This window comes from Glaciecola sp. XM2, from assembly GCF_018595715.1.
GTDB lineage: Bacteria > Pseudomonadota > Gammaproteobacteria > Enterobacterales > Alteromonadaceae > Glaciecola.
In genome coordinates this window covers 1-21,281 of sequence record NZ_JAHEOJ010000024.1, presented here as the reverse complement: position 1 = coordinate 21,281, position 21,281 = coordinate 1, and the positions used below count along the sequence as shown (strand labels likewise).

The following is a 21,281-nucleotide window of genomic DNA, read 5'->3' as shown; positions in this document are numbered from 1 at the left end:
AAAACTTCTGAAACTAAAAAAGGCGCTTTATAAAAGCGCCTTTTTGTTACATCAATATGGACTTAGTCGACCTTTCCGCAAAAGCGGTAGCCTTCACCATGGATAGTGACAATCAACTCTTCATCACTTGGTTCAGATTCAAAATGCTTACGAATGCGGCGAATAGTCACGTCAACCGTTCTATCGTTAGGGCGTAATTCGCGACCCGTCATCTCCATAATAAGTTGCTCGCGGGTCAATATTTTGCCCGGGTTGCTTAAGAATAAATGCAAGGCTCTAAACTCACTGCGCGGCAATCTAAACTCAGCGTTGGTTGGAGAGATAAGTGAGCGGCTATCGCCGTCTAGTGTCCAACCGTTAAACTTAACTTTGCTTGGCAAATCATCATCTTCTGCAGCATTGCTGGTGCGAGAGAGCAAGTTACGCGCTCTGATGGTGAGCTCTCTTGGATTAAACGGCTTAGTGAGATAGTCGTCTGCGCCGATTTCTAGACCTAATATACGGTCTACGTCGTTGTCGCGACCGGTTAAGAAAATTAAGCCAACGTTTTTACGATCGCGCACTTCACGGGCAAGAATAAGACCGTTTTTACCAGGTAAATTGATGTCCATAATCACGACATCGATGGTGTTGTTTGCAAAAAAGCCATGCATTTCTTCGCCGTTTTCTGCTTCAAACACGTTGTATCCTTCAGCTTCAAACAAACTCTTAAGCGTGGTACGAGTGACTACTTCATCTTCTACTATTAATATATTGGGCGTTTGCATCTTCTTACATTGCTCTAGTTGGCTTGTTTAATTGCGATTGGGTATCGCTCATATACATGTTTAAATATGGTGGCGTCTCGTGTTTACCTAGTTAGTGGTTTCCTTGCGATGTTTAATTACACGCAAATTTCCATAACTAGCTTCACAGTATTTCAAAAAAGTCAGCACTTGAAAAGTAACTTTTTTGTTAACACCAAAGAATTTCTTATAAAAAACAAGACTATTTGTGCATGACCGCGACAATCATTCTATCGCGCTGCAAAGCTACACATCCTAGAGTAAATCTTCTGCTCATTGTTCAGCTTTGCATATTAGCCATTAGTCTTGGTTGTTATTTGTACAACGCTTAGACGCTTTTGATTGGGCCAGACGTCATTGTCTAAGCGCTTAAATCTTTATTTTATTCCCTGATACACACAAAACTTATTGGTTTTACACAGCGTGTTGAATCTAAAGAATGTTTTTTCTATATGCTCAGGGTATGGCAAAAACCGGTTAGCGACAATAGTTAATCGCGTACCGCGGGTCGCTTTGCTGTGGGCGTCTTTAATAAAGCGCTGAGTAATGCCATATTCGTTCTTCAAACCATCGTGAAACGGCGGGTTGCTCACGATGTGCTCAAAATGCTGATGTATCTCTTGCATACCGTCACTTGCCATTACTTGTGCCTCTAACTCATTAAGTTTGAGGGTCTGTTCACTACAATAAATCGCTAGGGCAGAAATGTCGCTCATGGTGACTTTTAGTTTCTTGTTAACCATGGCGAAATAGCTACCAATGATGCCCGTGCCACAGGCAAAGTCATAAAGCTTGCCGCGCATAGCTCGTAATTCTTCAGGCTCACGAAATTGTTGAAGGAGTAATTGTGTGCCTGGGTCAAACTGTTTATGGCCAAAAACGCCCGGTAATGAAAACACTTTTAGCTCATGGTCGTTAACGCGATAGCTGCGCACGACCGAATATTTATTGATTTCAAACGTGTCAGCAGGCGTTTGTATTTCACAACTTACCAAGCCGCAGTGTTTAGCCCCATCTATTTTATTGATGTTTACACCAAATTTCTCAAGCTGCTTGGGCACACTTTTTATGCCGCCCTTGTTTTCACCCACCACCATTAACAAGCCATTGGGTTTAATAAGATGAGCCATATTCGCCAACAACATATCAAGGTGCTGCTTTGCTTTTGGCATGTATATCACAATGCCATCAAATGGTTCGGCGCTGTTGCTAAAGCTGGCGGCGAAATGATGTTTATCAGCTTGCTGTTTTAGGCCTGCTTGGTACTTATCAAAGTATTGATGAAAGCCGGTAATGTCCCCTGAAAGCTCCGAAAAAATCAAGGTGTCTTCAGGGTTAACAAGCGCCCATTTACCTGTCGTAAATAATTCAGCGTTTCGCAGCAGCAACTGACTAGGTAAAGATAGCATTTACGATACTCTCTTAAATATGATGTCCCATACGCCATGACCGAGCTTTTGACCGCGCACTTCAAATTTGGTGATGGGTCTGTATTCTGGTCGCTCTACGTATGTATTGGTTTGTGAGGTATTTTCAAAGCCTTCGGCTGCTAGCATGGTTTCTAGCATATGTTCTGCGTATGGCTCCCAATCAGTTGCCATATGAAACTCGCCACCCATTTTCAATTTGCTGCGTACCTTCTGCACAAAGTCGCTTTGCACTATGCGGCGTTTGTGATGGCGGGTTTTATGCCAAGGATCGGGGAAAAACAACTGCAGGCGATCTAATGACTCGTCATTAATGGATTGCGCTAGTACTTCGACGGCGTCGTGTTCGAAGACTTTGAGATTGGTAATATTTGCTTCAGCTGCATCTGCTAAACAAGCGCCAACGCCAGGGCGATGCACTTCAATGCCAATAAAGTCGGTATCGGGGGCAGCTTGAGCCATTTCCACTAGCGATTTGCCCATACCAAAGCCAATCTCTAGCACGCGCGGTGCGCTACGTCCAAACACTTCGTCGAGGTTGAGCAGGCCTTGCTCAATATTAAGACCCATATTGGGCCATTGTTCTTCCAAGGCTTTGCCTTGTGCTTTGGTTAAACGGCCTTCGCGCTTAACAAAACTTTTCACTTTAGCGACATACACGCCTGCGGCGCGAGCTTCTTCTTCTGATGTAAAACGACTCATAAACTTTTTTGGTCTTTGCAATCTTTCAAACGTATAGTGACGCTAAGTATAAAGCATTGCCCTTAGGATGTATTTTTAAAACGTCATGATTCAGGATTTTTCTTTTAGTGAGCGCACGCTCGCTTGGTTTGATAGTCATGGGCGCAAAGATCTCCCTTGGCAACAAAATAAAACGCGCTATTCGGTGTGGATATCGGAGATCATGCTTCAGCAGACGCAAGTGAAAACGGTTATCCCTTACTTTACACGCTTTATGCAAAGCTTTCCCACCGTGACCGACTTAGCGAATGCGCCAGTAGATGAAGTGCTACATTTATGGACCGGGCTTGGATATTACGCGCGTGCGCGAAACTTACACAAGGCCGCTATACACGTGCGAGATGAGCACAACGGTGAATTTCCATCTGATTTCGATAGCGTAGTTGCTCTGCCTGGCATAGGACGCTCAACCGCTGCCGCGATTTTGTCGTTGGCCGATGACCAAGCCTATGTCATTCTCGATGGCAATGTTAAGCGTGTATTGGCTCGATACTTTGCTGTAGAAGGGTGGCCGGGCAATAAAAAAGTAGAGGATGAGATGTGGCAACAGGCGCAAAGTCTTGCCCCGACTTCACGCCACGGTGACTATACCCAAGCAATGATGGATTTAGGCGCAACGCTGTGCACTCGCAGCAAGCCAGCGTGTGAAAAATGTCCAGTAATGACACACTGCCTAGCTTTTGCGCAAGGCCGGCAAGCTGAGCTGCCCCACAAAAAGCCTAAAAAGGCGATCCCGACCAAACACACCCATATGCTCATTCCATTTTATCAAGGCAGCGTGCTGATGCATAAACGCCCTGCTAGCGGCATTTGGGGTGGGTTATGGGGATTTACTGAGGTAAGTGAGGATGATATTGAAGTAGCGATTAACGATATTGCTTTGCATCTAAATGCTCCCACCTTTGATAAGCATGAGTTGGTAGGTTTTAGACATACTTTCAGTCATTTTCATTTAGAGATATCGCCGATACTGCTACACTTGCATGATGCGCCTCAGTTGTCGGTGAATGAAGAGAGCTCGATGTGGTTTAACATGCAAGAAGCGTCGAAAGTAGGTTTAGCAGCGCCGACCGTGAAGATTATTAAAACCTTACAAACAGACTTTTAAGGGTGAGAAGATGGCAAGAACAGTATATTGCGAACATTTAAAAAAAGAGGCTGATGGTCTGGATTTTCAATTGTATCCGGGTGAGGTTGGTAAACGTATCTTTGATAACATTTCAAAAGAAGCGTTTGCAGGCTGGCAAAAGAAACAAACCATGCTGATCAACGAAAAAAAACTTAATATGATGAATGAAGCGGATCGTAAATTTTTGGAGGAAAAAATGACTGCGTTTTTATTCGAAGGAATTGAGCCAAGCATTGAAGGATACGTGCCGCCTACAAAATAAACAAAATGGGGGCAGACTGCTTATTAGGAGAGCAAAACCACAAAAAATCCCTGCGTTTTAGCAAAAAGCTATTGACTTAAGGGGTGTAAATCCGTTTAATACGCGTCCACAGCGATTTAGTGAAACGCGTGTGCATGCCTCGATAGCTCAGTTGGTAGAGCAGCGGATTGAAAATCCGCGTGTCCCTGGTTCGATCCCGGGTCGAGGCACCATTATTCTAGAAGCCCTGAACAGAAATGTTCGGGGCTTTTTTGTTTTGGAAGTTATCTGTGATAAACCACTTAAATTAATCCATCAGCAACAACAAGTTTGTCATGTCCTAACTGCGCTCTATTTGATATCTAGCCTCCCCCCTGTTGATAAATTCTGCTTGAATAACTTCCCTCTTTGTATAAATTATAGGCATAAGGAGTGTTTTTTATGCTTGATTGGGCAAAAATTGCGGCTAAAGTGGAGTACGCGCTTACGTTAGAAGGAGAGGCTTTAACCTCTTTCCTGAGTTCATTTGAAGGCACACAAGAGCAAATTCATATCCAAAGACTGCTTGAACGCGCCCAACATGCAACAGGGTTTTTAGCTACCTCAGCAAGTGAACAAGCATGTAATGAAGAATTGCTTGAGCCGGGGACACTAATTGGTTCATGGAAAATTATGCAGCATCTCGGTCGCGGAGGGATGGGTGAGGTATATAAAGCCTGCCGCGCAGATGGATTATATGAGCAGACCGTTGCCTTAAAGCTTATTCAGGGTATGTCAGAATCGCGCGCGGCTCTTTTTGAAGTAGAGCGCAGACGTTTAGCGTTAATGAATCACCCAGGCATTGCGCGAATCATTGATGGTGGCACCAGTGACGATGGTCGTCCTTACATGGCAATGGAGTTTGTTGACGGAGTTGCCATCGACGATTATGTTGCAAAGCATCAACTTGACCTAGATGCCAAACTACAGTTGTTCATATCAGTATGTAAATCAGTCGCACATGCCCACGGTCAGTTAGTCTTACACCGTGATATAAAACCTCAAAATGTATTGGTTGATGAACAATCAAACACGCGATTAATTGATTTTGGAATTGCATCTACACTTGATGATGATATTGCTGGCACTGGCGCTTTCAGTTTGGCAACGGCGGCTCCAGAGCAATTAAAAGGTGAGGTGGCCAGTGTTCAAACAGACGTATTTTCTCTCGGCTTGCTTTTACATGAGATGCTTATTGGCAAACGACCAACAAGATTGGAAAGTGGCGGTATGCAGGCTGACAGCTCAGCTAATATGTCACCCGACCTTCTTGCGATTGTTAATAAGGCAATAGCTCTAGAGCCTGAAAATCGATATGGCTCGGTTTCTTCGATGTGCGATGACATATCTGCTTTCTTATCCTGTCATCCGGTCTCTGCGCGCGAGGGTGGACGGTTCTATCGCACCGTAAAATTTATCAAGCGTTATCCCATTGCCAATGCATTTGCATTGATTGCTTTGTTGTCTTTAACAGGTGGGTTGGCAAGTAGTATCAATTTTGCTCAGCATGCACAGAGCGAGGCTGAGCGCGCTAATGTTGCGCTCAGTGAATCTCAAGTTAATTTGGAACGTGCCAGGTTCTTTTTGAGTAGAGCGGATTTGTTTCATGCAACGCAGTCTGCATATGCCGATACTCTGCAGTCTATGTTTGGCGGTGAAGCAGATGTAGACCGGCAAACTAAAATACTCAAAGAGCGCTGGCAACAGGCATACGATTTGCGAAATGATGATCCCAATACGGCGGCCTTTTTGAGCTATGCCATAGGCCGGCATTTCTTGTTTCGTAATGACTACTTAACCGCGATGGAAATTTTACAAGCTTGGGTGACAGACGAGTATGGGCCAACTGAACTGTTAGGGTATGCTCGACAGCTGCTTGCCGTGACATATTCGGCGGTAGGTCGAGAAGCTGATGCCTTACCCTTATTGCGTCAAACTGAAAAGTGGTTAGCGTCTAGCTTTGAAGCGGCATCACCTGATCATATTGCAGCGGCAACACAAATAGCCAATATCAGTCGCGCAGAGGAAGATGTATTAGCCGCAGAAGCGCTTTTGTTAAAAGGACTTGAAGTTGAACAGAATGACCAAATCAGAATGTACTTCTGGAACCAGACTTCAAAAATGCGTCAAATTAGAGGAGATTTTGCTGCGGCATATCAAGCCATGAAAGAGGTGGTTAATATCATTGATGCAAAACCACTGTTAGAAATCTCTGGGACCGATACGGGGTTATTAAATTTAGCAAATTTTGAGCTCTGGCATACACAAGATTTGAATGCTGCGCAAACTCTCGCCGATAGGGTGATTCAAACAGCCTTTGACAATAAAGGGGAAAGTCGCGAATTAGGTATCGCGTATTCCGTTAAAGCGAAGATTCATATGATATCAGGAGAAGCTGAACAAGCGCTTTTACTTTCTGGCAAAGCGCGCGAGCTTGCCGAGAAATACAGTAGTGTAGACTCTAACACCACAATACTAATTAATATCAATCATGCGGAAATCCTTGCGTCGTTGGGTAGACCAAATGCCAAGGGGTTGATTGGAGAGTTGAGTGAGCAGATCAACGGACTGAAAAAATCGGCGAATATGCACCAGCGAGTGTTATTGGCAGAAGCGTTGGTCACTTTACATTTAGACGGTGTCGATGCCGCGAAACAGCGTTATCTTTCACTTCCTATCGACTCTAAACTCATCAGCAAGGACTTGGAACTCAGTTATATCCATCAAAAATTAGCAGCGGTGGATGTAGCACCTAAAAACAAAGCTTAGATACTAGCTTCTAACTTTTCTGCTAGCCACGCCTTGGCTAAGCGCCAATCCCGTCTTATGGTGCGATCGGAAACGCCTAGGGCCAGCGCAGTTTCAGCTTCGGTCAAGCCAGCGAAATACCTCGCATCTACCACTTTCGCTAGTCGAGGCTGTTTTTGTTTGAGTTGCTCTAATAGGTCATTAATCAGCAATATTTGCTCAGCCGTCTCGTTGTATTCGGGCAGGATGGTTTGATTATCTTGATATGTGAGATTTTGTTTGCCGCTTCCGCGTTTTATTGTGAGTTTTTTACGAGCATGGTCGACTATTACCTGACGGATTGCTATGCTCGCAGTGCGCATAAATTGTTCTTCAGATTCCCAAATGGTTTTTCCACTGAGCTTGAGAAAACAGTTATGCAAAATATCTTGTGTCATCATTGTTGCGCTGAGACCTACTCTGCGACGTTGGTTTCGGGCAAGGGTTAACAATGCGTCATATGCATCTTTAAATAGCCCATTAGCAATTATATTGTCTTCATTGCTTTGTCCACTTAACCTGCCCGCCTGAGGCACATTCTTCATCTGTCTTTCTCACTTGAACCTTTACTGCCGTATTAGAATTGCATAAATATTAGTCTATAAACAAGTAAATATTTTTCTCATGATGATGATGCACGATGATGGCCTGCGTGATAGCGCTAATGGTTATGATTTTGAGGTGGATTTATTCGTCACCGAGCGACAATTAAATGCAGTTTCCGCACCCGCAGGACTTCCGCTGTTTTTATTTGCTTTAGGCATATTGGCGAGCAGAAAAGTCGCAAGTTAATGCGTTCTTGGTGGCATAGTCGCCAAGTTCGCCTATAATGTGCAAGTTGAAACGGTTAGGGGTTTTCTTCTTAGTTTTAACAAACTAACGCTAGCGCTTTCATGCATCGCACAGGAGCTTAGCGTTTTTGATACTCCTACTTCTCTTGTCACATCATAGCAAAGGTTACTTCGACTCAATGCCCAAATCACCCGTCAAATCATTACTTGAACGTCATGACAAACTCATTCATAGCGAACAAATGACCGTTGCTTCCCACGTGCAGCGAGAAGATGAAGACTGGTGGTTGAATACTTTGATGATCAAAGGCTTTGACGTACCCTTTAAATATAAGCGTAAAAAACGATATCAATCTTTAAAGGGCGCGCAGGTCAACCTTACCTACTATCCGTGTGACGAAGAAATCGCAGGGTTGTCGTTTGATTACATGAAAGTGGTACGAGTAAAGCGCAGTTGAATGCTTAGAAAACGTCGCTTTACTCTGAGGTGGTTTTAGCCTGCATCCCTTGGAACAATCTTAAAAATACCCGTCCCGTCTGTTCCAACATAAATGTACCCGTCTGGTCCTTGGCTAATGCTGCGTAGGCGCCCCACGTCCTCTAGGGCGATAGATTGCGATACAACTTGTTCCCCATCCATTTCCATTAACAGTAAATAGCCAAACTTCAGTGAGCCAACTAACATTTTACCCTGCCATTGTGGGTAGCGGTCACTAGTCACAAACAGCATGCCTGATGGCGCAATAGAAGGCGTCCATTGCCATTGCGGTTGCATCATGCCTTCCATTTCGGTTTTGTCGGTGATTTCGGTACCAATGTAGTTGCGTCCGAAGGTGATGATGGGCCATCCATAATTTGCCCCTGCTTGGAGTAGGTTGATTTCGTCGCCACCTCGAGGTCCATGCTCATGCGTCCATATCTTCCCAGTAACAGGATGAACGGCCATGCCTTGTGGGTTGCGATGCCCGTATGAATAAATGGAGTTGTTCGCATCAGCATTATCAACAAAAGGGTTGGTGCTTGGAATGCTTCCATCAGGATAAATTCTGTGCACTTTGCCCGCATCTCGGTCTAATCGCTGCGGATGAATATCGCGCTCGCCTCGATCCCCGATCGTAATATACAGATACCCTTCGTTATCAAAGCTTAGGCGGCTACCAAAGTGCTGGCGCTTATCTGAGTTAGGCTCTCCATCGAAAATGACTTGCTGATTGACCAGTGCCATGTTTTCTAATTGGGCGCGCATCACAGAGGTGTTAAACCCTTCAGATTCCCCTTCAAAACCTGAATATGCGAAGTAAATCCAACCATTTTGCGCATAGTTAGGGTCTACTTCGACATCAAGTAAGCCGCCTTGACCATTAATGCTGATTGCTGGAAGTCCGCTAATGGGTTCTTCGAGCAATTTCCCATTGCGGACAATACGCAAACTGCCCAGTTTATCGCTTACCAGTAAGTCTGTTTCGTTGAGCCAAGTCATACCCCAAGGGATAGCGATGCCGTTGGTTACAAGCGAAGTTGTATACGCATTTGTGCTTTGTGAAACTTCAATATCTGGTGTTTGAGCGCAGCCTAACGTTGTTAATACAGCGATGCTGACGAAAAGATTGCGAGATTGTTGAATGAACGTCATGTTGGTCCCTGAGGTATAAAGTGATGAATTACATCATAGGTACGAAGGTAACATGGTGTAACGCTCATATTTACTCGATTTTCACGAAAGGTTAATCAGGAAAATAGGTTTGAAATCTTTTGATACAGTAAATATCAAGGAATTTGAAGGTGCTACTTTACCTCACGAGCGTCAGACCTTATGCTCAAAATCGCAAAGATAGCATATTTGGAGTAGTCATTTTGTTTCAAAAATACGTGGGTTTTGGTCTCACCGTTATTGCGATTGCTTGTTTTATCCCAGGAGTCTATCTTCCTATGTTTCAATTAAGCATGGATATGAACTTAGGTGTTGCAGGCAATGGGTTTAACCAGGGATTGATCAATCAAGAACTGTCTATTATTACCACAGTGACAGAGCTATGGGAGCAAAATAGATACTTGGTATCTGCCCTCATTTTTATCTTTTCTATCGTCATTCCGATCTTTAAAACAAGTGCGATTGTTTTCGTGCTGTTCGCTAAAACAAAGCGAATGCAGCGCAAGATAAGCGCGTTTGTTGCCGCTATTGGCAAATGGTCTATGGCAGATGTGTTTGTGGTGGCGGTGTTTTTAGCGGTGCTTTCAACAAACCACACAGATAATCAAGAGCAACATCAGTTATCGTTTTTCGGGTTCACCATAGACTTTGAAATTAGTACGCAAATGCTCTCTATGGTTGGGCAAGGTTTTTACTTTTTTGTCGCGTATTGCTTAATCTCTTTGCTTGGCTCGCAGTTAGTGCTAAGCAGTGTGAATCAGCCGATGAACTCTTTAGCAAACACCGCAAGTTAAAGGTCATGCTGGCTTAAAACGTAAACAAAAGTCTACTCTCTAAAAAAGCGCAGAGTGAACAAATAGCAAGGCAATCGATTATAAGTATCATCACTTTGCGGAGAAACCGATGCCTTATATCAAACGGATGCTGTTATGCAGCGCCTTTTTGCTTGTAACATCACCAAGCCAAGCACAACAGGTCCAAATACAAGACACACAAACTATGCAGGAAATCGCGTTTACAGAAAAGTCAGAGCTCGACAACTGGGTTATTGTTAACGACACCGTCATGGGCGGTCGCTCGCGTGCTCGAATCGATATCGAAAAAGACCATCTGGTGTTTGAAGGTTATTTGTCTCTTGAGAATAACGGTGGCTTTGCTTCTGTGCGTCGCGTTTACAATAACAAGACATGGCTACCAAGTAACCCTCTGCAAATTAAAGTGATGGGAGATGGCCGTCAATATCAGTTTAGGTTGCGTACAAACCGCAGAATGGACGGCGTTGCCTATGTCACATCGTTTCAAACAACCAAAGGTGAGGAGCAAAGCTTTACTTTTGAGCTAAGTGATTTCACACCACAGTTTAGAGGCAGGCTAGTGCGTGGCATGCCCGCACTATCCTTTAGCGATATTAGTCAGATGGGCTTTATGCTTGCTGAAAAAGCACCTGGTAACTTTGAATTACAAGTATTCAGTATTGCGCAGTCGCAAATGCAACTGGCATCCAACGCTCAATAAAAGGCCTAAATGCAAGGTCTTTTGTGGATATGTATCTTGTTAAAACAACCAAGTCGTTGGGTTAGGATGTGCTTGCTGCTTATCGAGAGTTTGCAGGCCTTTGACACATCGAATGATCATCCAAATCACGACAAAAAACAGGATTAAAAAGCCGATTAAGATAAATGTAGTTAAGATGCCAATGAAGGTAAACAATACGCCAATCCAAAACGTCCTTATTTGAAACTGATAGTGCGACTGTAGCCAAGGTGCACTTTCATTCTTGTTTACGTAGGCAACGATTACGCCAATAAGACCTGTTAAGCCGACTACGATGCTTGCTAGATAAAGAATATAGACTAGCTTTACCATCGACGATGAGTCGGTTCCTTGTTCATTGATTGGTTCGTTCATGTGTTTCCCTTATTATTATTCAACTAATATGAGCATAAGAGAATTGGCGTGCTTTGCCAATAAGCAATCGAGTTTTGGTGAAATTATAATGAGCACCATTTATTTTTGCCCAGCTGTTTAGCTTCATACAAGGCTTTGTCAGCTCGATAAAACAGTGTTTTGGGAAACTGGTCGCGCCCTGGGATCATAGCTGAAATACCAAGGCTTACGCTAAAGGGTACGTGTACGTTATTGCCGAGCTTTTTGCGCGATACATCATGTACTTCTTTTAGCAACACATTCGCTAATTCTTCCGCTTTATCGCTGTTGCTGTTTGGAAGCAAAAACACAAACTCATCACCACCATAGCGTGCAACAATATCAGTGGCACGTTTGCATTTATTTTGCATAATGTCGGCTACAAGCTTTATTAACTCATCGCCTTTGTCATGACCATAAGCGTCATTAAAATGCTTGAAGTTGTCAATGTCGACAATCATCAAGCTAATGGGCTTTTGTGCACGGCGGCAGCGAGCCCATTCGTTTTCCAACGCTAAATTATATGCACGGCGATTCATTAAACCGGTTAACTCATCCAAATAAGCAAGGCGCATATGCTTATGAAGCGTATGGCTAGCGTTTAAGTGAGCAACAATACGCGCATGGATTTCGATTGCAGCTAGCTCGCTGGTCAAATAATCGATACAGCCCATTTGAAATGCCATTAGGCGCTCTTTTGTATCTTCGGTTTCGCTAACGACAATTACCGGAATATGCGCAGTCTTTGGGTTTTTCTTAACGTCGCGAAGTAATTGTAATCCATTAATGTGCGTGCAATCTAAACTGATAATCATCAAATCGGGTAAGGTCGCTTCTTGCAAGACGTTTTTGATCACCATTAGACTACAAGACAGCGTGGTACTCTCAACACAGTTATAAGAGGCAAGAATGGAATAGGTTCGCGACCCATCGCAATCTGCTATCAGGATATTCTCACCAGTTTGGCTGGTGTGTTGTGATTCGTGTGATGTGGTTGTGCTATGACTGAGTTCGTTTTTCATGAATATTTTTGCGTGCAGAAGCTCAGCGCCACCTTAGTACAAAAAATAAACAATAGCATGTAAAATTATTGTTTATGTACCCTTTTTCGGCATAAGACTTTAGTCGATTTGACGCGCGAGCAACGGTTATTAACTTGTTACAAATTTGTTACTCAGAGCTCGCGTTTTGTTTAAGAACATTGATATACTTCGCCGCAATTTCCGACTCAAAAAGAGGTTTCATGCAATATCAGTTAGCCTGGTTCGCGGTGCTTTGCTTTTCATTCTCAATTCAAGCAAGCGAACAAAACACATCTCAGTTAAGTATCCCAAACCTTGATAATCACGTATCAATTGACGGTGTTTATAGTGAAGATGAATGGACCAATGCCGCTGAAACGAACCTAAATTTTGTCACTCGTCCGTTTGAAAATACCGCGCCGCCGGTGAGAACGCAGGTAAAGTTCTTTGAAAATGGTACTGAGTTACTTGTGGTATTTATTGCTAAAGATCCGAACCCGCAAGCCATTAGGGCCTTTCTAAGAGATCGTGACACTAACGCTGGCGGTGAGTTTGTTGGCGTAAAGCTTGATACCTACAATGACGGTAGACTAGCGTACCAGTTTTTTGTCAATCCTTTGGGCGTTCAAACAGATTCCATCGAAAATGAAATGACAGGCAGTGAGTCCAGTAGCTGGAACGGCATTTGGGATTCAGCAGGCCAATTGACGTCTGACGGTTATGTGGTGGAGATGCGTATCCCGCTGCGTTTGATGAACTTTCAAGAAAGTAATGAGATAAAGACGTGGGGCGTCGAGTTTGTGCGTTTTTACCCGCGCGTCGACAATTACCGAATATCTCAGGTGCCATTTGACCGAGACAATAGCTGCAACTTGTGTCAAATGGGCAGCGTTAGTGGCTTTAAAGATGCCAAACAGGGCGCTAATTTGGTATTAGCACCCACCGTTGTTGCGGGCGTTAATCGCAATCGTGATGTGTTCGGTGATAGAGAGTGGGACTATCAGAGAAACCAAGAAGTAGGCTTAGATATTAACTGGGGGATTACTCCAGAACTAACATTCTCAGGCACACTAAACCCAGATTTTTCGCAAGTTGAAGCAGACCAAGCACAGCTCAACATCAATAATAATTTTGCTTTATTTAATGACGAACAGCGCCCATTTTTTGTGGAGAATGAAGAGTATTTTTCCTCTCTCCAAAACCTTGTGTACACCCGTAATATTAACGCTCCTGATTACGGAGCAAAGCTTACCGGTAGGGTAGAAAATCATTCGATTGGTGTTTTTGTCGCTAATGACGTTTCAACCAGTTTTTTGGTGCCAGGCAACTTAGGATCATCGGTTGCAACGCTTAAGCAAGACTCAGTGAATTTCGCTGGGCGTTACCGCTATGATTATTCAGATGATGTTTCGCTTGGCCTAGTCACGACCGTTCGTGATTCAGATGACTATAGAAACATTGTCAACGGTGTGGATACGCGTCTACGAATTAGCGAGCAAGATACTGTTAGAGCGCAAATTGTGCATTCGGCCACCGACTACGCTCCTGATTTGTTCGAGCGTTTTTGTAACAGAGATTGTAGTCAAGAAAGTGATTTCACCGAGGCGGCACTGCGCACACAAACCCAAGATACTATTAAAGGTTTGTCGTATCGCCTGCAGTATGAACGTGATACGCGTAATTATTTTCTCAACGCGCGCCGAGAAGTGACCGAGGCGGATTTTAGGGGCGATTTAGGATTTATCAGTAATGTGGACCGTCAGCTTTACGTATTTGGTGGTGGTTATCGCTGGTGGAATGAAGATAGTTGGTGGAATCGTATTCAAATCAATGGCGATTGGGACATTACCCATAACGACCAAGGCGAACTAATCGAGAAAGAACTAGAGGCGGAGTTTAATATCACCGGTGACTTGCAAAGCTATTTCGAAATCGGCTACGACCAGCGCACTCGAGTTGGCTTAAGAGAAAACCGCGCGTCTTTGGCGATAGATGGCAATACCACACAATTTGAAGAGCGCTCTGCGAGTGCTTATTTTGAAATGCAACCCAACGGGTTAATCGAGTTTTATGGCTTTTTGCGCGTAGGTGATCGTGTCGATTTGGTGAATAATCGCTTGGGCGATCAGGTGTATGCTGAGCAGGGTGTAGATTTGAATATTGGCACGCATTTGAGAGTCAGCCTTGATCATACTTACAGCGAGTTAGACTCAGCAGAACAGCCCTTATTTATTGCGAACCTGCTTGATACGAGGATTACTTATCAATTCGATCCTCGGCAATTTTTACGACTGATATTGGCCTATTCAGATATTCAAAGAAATGCTGATAATTACGCCATAGATGTACAAAGTAAAAGTCGTGATCTAGGCTTTCAATTGCTTTATTCGTATAAGCTTAACCCATTGACGAAGTTCTTTGTGGGATACTCTCAATCTGCATTTGATAATGATAATTTAGAAGAATTGGTTGCCGATAATCAGTCGGTATTTATGAAGTTCAGCTACGGCTGGTTGCCATAGCAACGCACTTACAAGAACTTTGCGTAATCACCACCTAAATTCAGAATTTCATCGCGAGTGGCTTGGTCTTCAACGTAAGAAAAGTCCTTAAAGTCAAAACCTGGTGCGACCGTGCAGCCCATAAAAGAGTATTGACCGGTCGTTTCTGCTGCCTGGTATTCGCCTCCTTTAATAAGCTTGAAAAACTCGCTGCGCATGACGTTATTTAGCTCCCCTAATACTTGGTCTTTCACCTGCCCATCTGCCAATGAAATAATCCGTAGCGGGTCGCCCTCATATAAGTTCCATATCTCGTCATGCATCACTCGATGCCAGCGGCTCACTTGACTGTGTTCAAGCAAAAAGTAGATGTGCGTTATGCTTGGGCGAGGTTGATTGACAACGGGCGACAGCACATTCATTTCGGAGCGGTATTCTTCAGAAAAAAAACCGCCCTCAGGGTGAGCGATAAGATTGAATTGTTTTTTTAATTGCGCGATCCGCTGTTGACTCATTGTTAATTCCTAAAATTCTATTAAAGAGTAAAAACACCTAGATAACATCGTAAAAAGTTTTTAGTGATGTGGTGCTGCTAGAAGTAGTATGATTAGCATTAGCTTATATCGCTAAATTTAGTCGTCTCTTGTGGTAAATACAACATCAAGAGACGATGTATGGACTAACGTTGTATGCAAAAGGAAACCACATGGAAGCTTTATTAGACCTTATTTTCAGAGCCGAAGTTGCGCTCATTATACTTATCGTTATTTTGTTACGCACTTCAATTAAGTTTGTGCCACAAAACCGCGCGTTTATTATCGAGCGCTTCGGCAAGTTTCAGTCAACGAAAGAAGCGGGTTTGAATTTTATCTTACCCTTTGTTGACCGAGTAGCCGCAGACCGCTCGCTAAAAGAACAAGCAGTAGATGTACCTGAGCAAAGCGCAATTACCCGAGATAACATTTCGTTGGCAGTGGACGGTGTGTTGTACTTTAGGGTGCTAGACCCTTACAAGGCAACTTATGGGGTTGAAGATTATATTTTTGCCGTGACTCAGCTTGCTCAAACTACCATGCGTTCTGAGCTCGGTAAAATGGAGCTCGATAAAACCTTTGAAGAGCGCGACATCTTAAACACCAATATTGTGAGCGCAATCAATACCGCGGCAGGCCCTTGGGGTATACAGGTAATGCGCTATGAAATTAAAGACATCGTACCCCCAAGTTCTGTTATGGAAGCGATGGAAGCGCAAATGAAAGCCGAACGTGTAAAACGTGCGCAAATTCTTGAATCAGAGGGTGATCGTCAAGCCGCAATCAACCGTGCTGAGGGTGAAAAGGCATCTGTCGTACTTGCAGCAGAGGCTGAAAAAGATGAGCAAATCCTCAGAGCACAAGGTGAAGCATCAGCGATTGTGGCAGTTGCTGAAGCCCAAGCCGAAGCGCTGCATAAAGTGGGTAAAGCCGCTAATACAGAAGAAGGGCAAAAGGCAATAGAGCTTGACCTAGCGACTAAAGCGATTGAGGCCAAACAAGCCATCGCTAAAGAGTCATCAGTGGTATTACTACCAGACTCGAGCACCGAGGCGGGCTCTGTAGTGGCTCAGGCAATGACCATTATAAAGTCTTTGCAAGGTTCTAAGGGGGCATAATATGGGGTGGTTCTCTGAACACTATGCTGAGACCCTGTTAGTCATAGGCATTATATTGTTGGCTATTGAAGTGCTTGTGCTTGGTTTTAGTACCTTCTTTATCTTTTTTGTGGGGCTGGCAACCATCGTAACCTCTGCACTGATTTACTTTGGCCTTATCCCAGATACATGGCTTTCGTCATTAATGAGTATTGCCGTATTTACGGCAGTGTTTGCAGCTTTGTTATGGAATAAACTGCGCGCGTTGCAGTCAAAGGTCGATTTAAAGCGCGCCGAGAATGACATGATTGGCCATAGTTTTATTTGCCCGGCAGATATCGACCCAACCACTCCAGTCGACCAGCTTCCGACGCATCAATACTCCGGTGTGAATTGGCATTTAAGTGCAGATGTGCCGATTAAAGCAGGTAGTAAAGTAAAAGTGGTACAAATGGATGTTGGTGTGTTGCGCGTTAAAATGGTTTAACGCGCTACCGCAATTAAGGCTGTGAAGGACCATCTTATAGCTTAGATTGGCGTTTTCACTTGAGGAGCGCGGCTATTCGCCTCGCTCCTAACTCAGTTTACAGCTTTAAGATGTGTTGCTTAAAAGTCGTAAGTAATGCCCAGCTCAAACGAACGCTCTGGCCCTACATAAATACCTTGACGAAGTCCGGTAATATATCGTTTATCGGCAAGGTTTTTAATCGCACCAAACACGCGAACATTATCCGCCAGCTCATACTGAGCCGTAAAATCAAGTACTGTATAAGAAGGCATTAACCCCCCCCAGATCCCACCTGCAGCATCGCTTGGAATTTCCGCGGTGTTCTGTGCATCTCCAAACTGCTCGCCTCGATGATGGGCACTCAACACCGTGCTCAATTTATCACGCTGATAACTTAACGCTGCATTAGCCACTACCTTTGGCGCGTAAGGAAGGCGGTTACCTTCGTTGCTGCCAGTTTTAAAGTCAGAGTTAGGCACCCATGTGGCATTGGTATCAAGGCTGAAACCGCCACCAAACGAGTAAGCGAACATAAACTCCATACCATAATGTTCGGTTTCACCCGCGTTAGATTGAGACAAGTTAGGATTGCTGTTGCCGGTGACCACTTGGTTACTGAAGTCCATGAAAAATGCGGCAACTTCATATGAGAAGTCACGCTTTTTGCCGCGCAAACCGAGCTCAAAGTTAGTAGAGCGTTCAGCATCTAATTGTTGATCGGCTAGGCCGTCTAATGCCACACCATTAGTCGCTGGTGAAAACGCTCTATACACTCCACCGTAAAGTTGATCTGAGCCGCTAAGGTCATAGGTCATGCCAATACCTGGAAGGAACTCAGTATTGCTTGTTTCAGCGGTTGCGTTGTCATCCGTTAAAATCTCGCGTTTTTGTTCATACGATTCAATGCGCAGGCCAGGTGTAAGGGCAAAGTTATCGCTTAGCTCAATACGGCTTTGCGCATAGCCGGCCAAACTGTTCGCAGAATCTTGTCGATGCCGGTCGTTTATGCCTGTGCGATCCGCGCTGCGAGTTGCTCGTATGCGCGTATCGTCGGACTCTTCGTGCATAAAACGCAAACCAAACTCACTGCTAGCGCTCAGTCCAAATAGGGTATGCTCCACGCTCAACCGGGTTTCAATGCCTTGGCGCTCAAACGCTCGGTTGTTACCGGTTAGTGCATCGGTGTAAATCCAACGACCGGCTTCGTTTGAGGCGTTGGTGTCTACACTATAGCGCCAGTAATCACGCGTCATCTCGCTCCAATATACGACCGTTTTGAGTATGACATCGTCACTAATGCCCCATTCATGATTGATATCAAAGGCAGTTCGGTCGGTGAGAAAGTAATCGTCGGGTGCAGGATTGTAGGTTTCATTGTTATTGTAATCGCCGAGCAATAAGCCGCGGTATGAGATGTTCGCATCATTTTCGTAGCGAGAAACCTTGATCCCCAATTTTTGATCATTTGAAAAAATGACACCGGCTTTTGCCATCACATCGGTCATTTCGTAATCTTTATCCATGAAGCCGTCGCTACTGGCGTAAGTTGCCACTACACCTGCAAAAGCATCGCCTGAGCTGTTTTTGCCACCGGCTTCAAGACTAAGCTCTTGCATATTAAATGAGCCCGCGCGAGCCGTTAAGGTCACCCCGTCATCGGGTGTTTTGGTTTGATAGTTGACCACACCACCTATGGTCGAGGGGCCATATCGCAAAGATGCAGAGCCCTTTAATACTTCGACTTGCGCGATACGTTGAATACGCGGATTGAAATAACGATCGTTGCCAATGAAGAGCCCCGGCGCGACGGGCACACCGTCTTCCAACACTAAAGATTTTGATTCACTGGCTGACAATCCTCTGATACCAAAATTTGCAACTATTGCTGTTTCTTCTTCGCTTTTTACATTAATACCCGCAACTCTGCGCAAGATATCATCAGTAGAGAGGGGCTGAATCCTTTCTATTTGCTCTAGGCCTATTACGACGACCGAGCCTGTTTGCTCGAGTAAAACAGGTGTTGTATCGCCTACAACTTGAATCACCTCAAGGGTGGGCATAATAGATGGTTTTTTTAACTCGTTGGCAGCAACATTTGATTGCTCTTGTGCCGTTGCGCTCATCGAAAAGCAAACAAGTGAAACGGCAAGGTATACCGGGGAAAGTGCGTGGCGCATATAAACTCCATTTTTAGGAAAGTGTGTTGCGAGAAGGCGCGCATTAAAACACTAACAGTAATGAGAATCAATCTCATTTACATATTTTTATTTGATTTGCATCAATACTTCGGTGATTGAGTTTTCATTTGCCCTGTTTTTATAAGACCAAATTGTGGACGTTTTCTCGGTTGGATTTGTCGAAAAAGCAAGATATCAATGACTGAGATGGTTAGTCGTTAGCTTTAAAACTGAGGGGTGCTGTTTATATATCTACAAGAAATACAATTTTGGCGATATAAAATAAGAAACGACAGCCTAGCCATTAGGTGAGGAGCACAAATTGACTAAGCCGTCGCTGTTTAACGCTTTTACATTGTTTAATTACGCTGCTTTTTTGCGACTATCTTGTAAAATAAAGGTGTTAACAACAAACCAAATAAAGTGACACCAATCATTCCGGCGAAAACCGCTACGCCCATAGCTTGACGCATTTCAGCCCCGGCGCCGGTGGATAACACTAACGGCAACACACCCATAATAAAGGCAATCGACGTCATCAAGATAGGACGTAGTCTTATTTTGGCTGCATTTACGAGCGCTTCGATAATACTCATGCCCTGAGTCTCTTGCTCTTTTGCAAACTCAACAATGAGAATAGCATTTTTAGTGGCTAAGCCTGCCAATACAATCAGGCCAATCTGGGTGAAGATATTGTTGTCACCACACAAATGACCTATGCCATATGGGGCAACATGCTGACCCTTCGTCAGCATGGCACACAGCATAACCGCACGGTAGACCAGACCCAATATTATTTTTATGACAATGCTATGCGCCTTTGCCGCCATCGTACACCCGAGACCGGTGATACCGCGTATAGCTATTATCCCACGGGCCATACTAAAACCGTTGCCAGAGGACTGCCCGCGTTAAATGGTTGCGGCTCACCTACTGGTAACACAGCAGTGACGTCGTATTATGATAATCTCAACCGCTTAACCCTGCTCGATTATGCTGATCCTAGCACCCCCGATACTACTTACACTTACCGTCCGGTGGGTAACCTTGCGACCTTAAACAGAGCAGGGATAAATTGGACGTACGTTTATGACAATATGTACAACCTCACACAAGAAACGCTAAGACTAGACGGATACACGTGGCAAACTGACTATACGTATAATAACAGCATGCACATGACCTCAGTCACATTGCCCTCAAGACGTAAAATAGATTATGGCCTCAATGGCTTAGGCCAAGTGCTCAGTGCAACGTCAAATGGCCAAGTATATGCCAATAATATGGCTTATCATGCCAATGGCGCATGGTCGCAAATGCGATATGGCAATGGTCATACATTGCATCAAAGTCTGGATGCCCGTTTACTTCCAAGGCAGTTATGGACCAGCCATGCCTCCAAACCGAGCGCTGTCAATTACACGCATAGTTATGATAAGCGCAGTAACCTTACGAGTATCATTGACGGTCTAAGCAGCGCCAACAACCGCAGTTTTGGGTACGATGGCCTTAGCCGTTTAACCTCAGCAACCGGGCCGTTTGGCAATGCCTCGTTTGAGTATGATGCCTTGGGCAACATTCGCCAAAAACGCTTAGGCTCTCGTACGGTCAATATTCATTACAACAGCTTAAACAGAGTGTCATCTGCCAGCAGCACCGGCGTTGGTGTGCCTACCGCTACGTCTGCCCCATTTACCGCCAGCTATCAATACGATACGCGTGGAAACACGCTCAATTCAGGTAAGGTTGCGTTTGTTTACGATACCTCCGACCAACCTACCCAAATGACGCATAGCTCAGGTGTATCTAACTACCTCTACGACGGCCACAAACGCCGCGTTAAGCAAGTTGTGAGTAGCAATGGCAGTACAAAAATCACGTATTCTGTTTACAGTCAGGGTGGTACACTGCTACATCGCCACAACG

20 protein-coding genes, 1 tRNA gene and 1 pseudogene are annotated in these 21,281 nt (G+C 44.4%); 12 read left to right on the top strand and 10 right to left on the bottom strand.

Going from position 1 to position 21,281, the window contains the following annotated elements; translation table 11 throughout:
* Nucleotides 1–62 precede the first annotated feature (62 nt).
* The 3 genes from arcA to trmB form a co-directional block, all read right to left on the bottom strand.
* Entirely contained in the window at nt 63–767 is a 705-nt protein-coding gene (gene arcA / locus KJ365_RS10180; protein WP_214451548.1) for a two-component system response regulator ArcA, read from the bottom strand.
* Nucleotides 768–1,162: 395 nt separating this feature from the next.
* Nucleotides 1,163–2,194: a methyltransferase gene (locus KJ365_RS10175; RefSeq protein WP_214451547.1), complete on the bottom strand. Its 1,032-nt coding sequence runs from the start codon at nt 2,192–2,194 to the stop codon at nt 1,163–1,165.
* Complete coding sequence (gene trmB, locus KJ365_RS10170; RefSeq protein ID WP_214451546.1) at nt 2,195–2,914, bottom strand: tRNA (guanosine(46)-N7)-methyltransferase TrmB; 720 nt, start codon at nt 2,912–2,914, stop codon at nt 2,195–2,197.
* A gap of 85 nt (nt 2,915–2,999) precedes the next feature.
* Between trmB and mutY the strand changes: the two genes are divergently transcribed.
* The 4 genes from mutY (at nt 3,000) to KJ365_RS10150 (ending at nt 7,131) form a co-directional block, all read left to right on the top strand.
* Nucleotides 3,000–4,061 (top strand): A/G-specific adenine glycosylase, encoded by a 1,062-nt coding sequence (gene mutY, locus KJ365_RS10165; RefSeq protein WP_214451545.1) that lies wholly within the window; start codon nt 3,000–3,002, stop codon nt 4,059–4,061.
* A 10-nt stretch (nt 4,062–4,071) separates the two neighbouring features.
* Nucleotides 4,072–4,344 (top strand): oxidative damage protection protein, encoded by a 273-nt coding sequence (locus KJ365_RS10160; protein WP_214451544.1) that lies wholly within the window; start codon nt 4,072–4,074, stop codon nt 4,342–4,344.
* Nucleotides 4,345–4,480: 136 nt separating this feature from the next.
* Nucleotides 4,481–4,556 (top strand) — tRNA-Phe (locus tag KJ365_RS10155).
* Between the two features lie 208 nt (nt 4,557–4,764).
* Nucleotides 4,765–7,131 carry a serine/threonine protein kinase gene (locus tag KJ365_RS10150; protein WP_214451543.1) on the top strand — a complete coding sequence of 789 codons (2,367 nt, stop codon included), beginning with the start codon at nt 4,765–4,767 and terminating at the stop codon, nt 7,129–7,131.
* On the opposite strand, the gene KJ365_RS10145 is transcribed toward KJ365_RS10150, so the two are convergent.
* On the bottom strand, nt 7,128–7,694 hold the full coding sequence (locus KJ365_RS10145) for an ECF-type sigma factor (protein ID WP_214451542.1): 567 nt from the start codon (nt 7,692–7,694) through the stop codon (nt 7,128–7,130). The two genes, KJ365_RS10150 and KJ365_RS10145, sit on opposite strands and share 4 nt — an antisense overlap.
* A 79-nt stretch (nt 7,695–7,773) precedes the next feature.
* Between KJ365_RS10145 and KJ365_RS10140 the strand changes: the two genes are divergently transcribed.
* Together KJ365_RS10140 and KJ365_RS10135 are read left to right on the top strand one after the other, a co-directional pair.
* Nucleotides 7,774–7,941, top strand: coding sequence for a hypothetical protein (locus KJ365_RS10140; protein WP_214451541.1), 168 nt, complete (start codon nt 7,774–7,776; stop codon nt 7,939–7,941).
* Nucleotides 7,942–8,119: 178 nt separating this feature from the next.
* Complete coding sequence (locus KJ365_RS10135; RefSeq protein WP_214451540.1) at nt 8,120–8,398, top strand: hypothetical protein; 279 nt, start codon at nt 8,120–8,122, stop codon at nt 8,396–8,398.
* A gap of 35 nt (nt 8,399–8,433) precedes the next feature.
* Here the strand turns inward: KJ365_RS10135 and KJ365_RS10130 are convergent, their stop codons facing one another.
* A complete protein-coding gene (locus KJ365_RS10130; protein WP_214451539.1) occupies nt 8,434–9,573 on the bottom strand; it encodes a PQQ-dependent sugar dehydrogenase in 1,140 nt (379 codons plus the stop codon).
* Nucleotides 9,574–9,794: 221 nt separating this feature from the next.
* Here KJ365_RS10130 and KJ365_RS10125 point away from each other — a divergent pair, with 221 nt between their 5' ends.
* Both KJ365_RS10125 and KJ365_RS10120 read left to right on the top strand, forming a co-directional pair.
* Nucleotides 9,795–10,385, top strand: coding sequence for a paraquat-inducible protein A (locus KJ365_RS10125; RefSeq protein ID WP_250884156.1), 591 nt, complete (start codon nt 9,795–9,797; stop codon nt 10,383–10,385).
* 109 nt (nt 10,386–10,494) lie between these two features.
* Nucleotides 10,495–11,106, top strand: a complete 612-nt coding sequence (locus tag KJ365_RS10120; protein WP_250884155.1) for a CIA30 family protein — start codon at nt 10,495–10,497, stop codon at nt 11,104–11,106.
* A 39-nt stretch (nt 11,107–11,145) separates the two neighbouring features.
* On the opposite strand, the gene KJ365_RS10115 is transcribed toward KJ365_RS10120, so the two are convergent.
* Nucleotides 11,146–11,499, bottom strand: a complete 354-nt coding sequence (locus KJ365_RS10115; RefSeq protein ID WP_214451538.1) for a DUF4870 family protein — start codon at nt 11,497–11,499, stop codon at nt 11,146–11,148.
* 83 nt (nt 11,500–11,582) lie between these two features.
* Nucleotides 11,583–12,539 (bottom strand): GGDEF domain-containing response regulator, encoded by a 957-nt coding sequence (locus tag KJ365_RS10110; RefSeq protein WP_214451537.1) that lies wholly within the window; start codon nt 12,537–12,539, stop codon nt 11,583–11,585.
* Nucleotides 12,540–12,760: 221 nt separating this feature from the next.
* Here KJ365_RS10110 and KJ365_RS10105 point away from each other — a divergent pair, with 221 nt between their 5' ends.
* The gene (locus KJ365_RS10105; protein ID WP_214451536.1) at nt 12,761–15,061 is read left to right on the top strand and encodes a carbohydrate binding family 9 domain-containing protein; all 2,301 of its coding nucleotides are present in this window, start codon (nt 12,761–12,763) and stop codon (nt 15,059–15,061) included.
* An 8-nt stretch (nt 15,062–15,069) separates the two neighbouring features.
* Here KJ365_RS10105 and KJ365_RS10100 read toward each other — a convergent pair whose 3' ends face one another.
* On the bottom strand, nt 15,070–15,555 hold the full coding sequence (locus tag KJ365_RS10100; RefSeq protein WP_214451535.1) for a cupin domain-containing protein: 486 nt from the start codon (nt 15,553–15,555) through the stop codon (nt 15,070–15,072).
* Between the two features lie 191 nt (nt 15,556–15,746).
* Between KJ365_RS10100 and KJ365_RS10095 the strand changes: the two genes are divergently transcribed.
* Entirely contained in the window at nt 15,747–16,691 is a 945-nt protein-coding gene (locus tag KJ365_RS10095) for an SPFH domain-containing protein (protein WP_214451534.1), read from the top strand.
* A 1-nt stretch (nt 16,692) separates the two neighbouring features.
* The gene (locus tag KJ365_RS10090) at nt 16,693–17,157 is read left to right on the top strand and encodes an NfeD family protein (protein ID WP_214451533.1); all 465 of its coding nucleotides are present in this window, start codon (nt 16,693–16,695) and stop codon (nt 17,155–17,157) included.
* 119 nt (nt 17,158–17,276) lie between these two features.
* Here the strand turns inward: KJ365_RS10090 and KJ365_RS10085 are convergent, their stop codons facing one another.
* A complete protein-coding gene (locus tag KJ365_RS10085; protein ID WP_214451532.1) occupies nt 17,277–19,355 on the bottom strand; it encodes a TonB-dependent receptor family protein in 2,079 nt (692 codons plus the stop codon).
* 359 nt (nt 19,356–19,714) lie between these two features.
* Nucleotides 19,715–20,185 (bottom strand): annotated as a pseudogene (locus KJ365_RS10080) (efflux RND transporter permease subunit); the annotation flags it as partial.
* Between KJ365_RS10080 and KJ365_RS10075 the strand changes: the two are divergent.
* Nucleotides 20,090–21,281 (top strand): RHS repeat domain-containing protein (locus KJ365_RS10075; protein ID WP_214451531.1); only part of this gene is annotated, 1,192 nt, incomplete at its 3' end. The pseudogene KJ365_RS10080 and the gene KJ365_RS10075 sit on opposite strands and share 96 nt — an antisense overlap.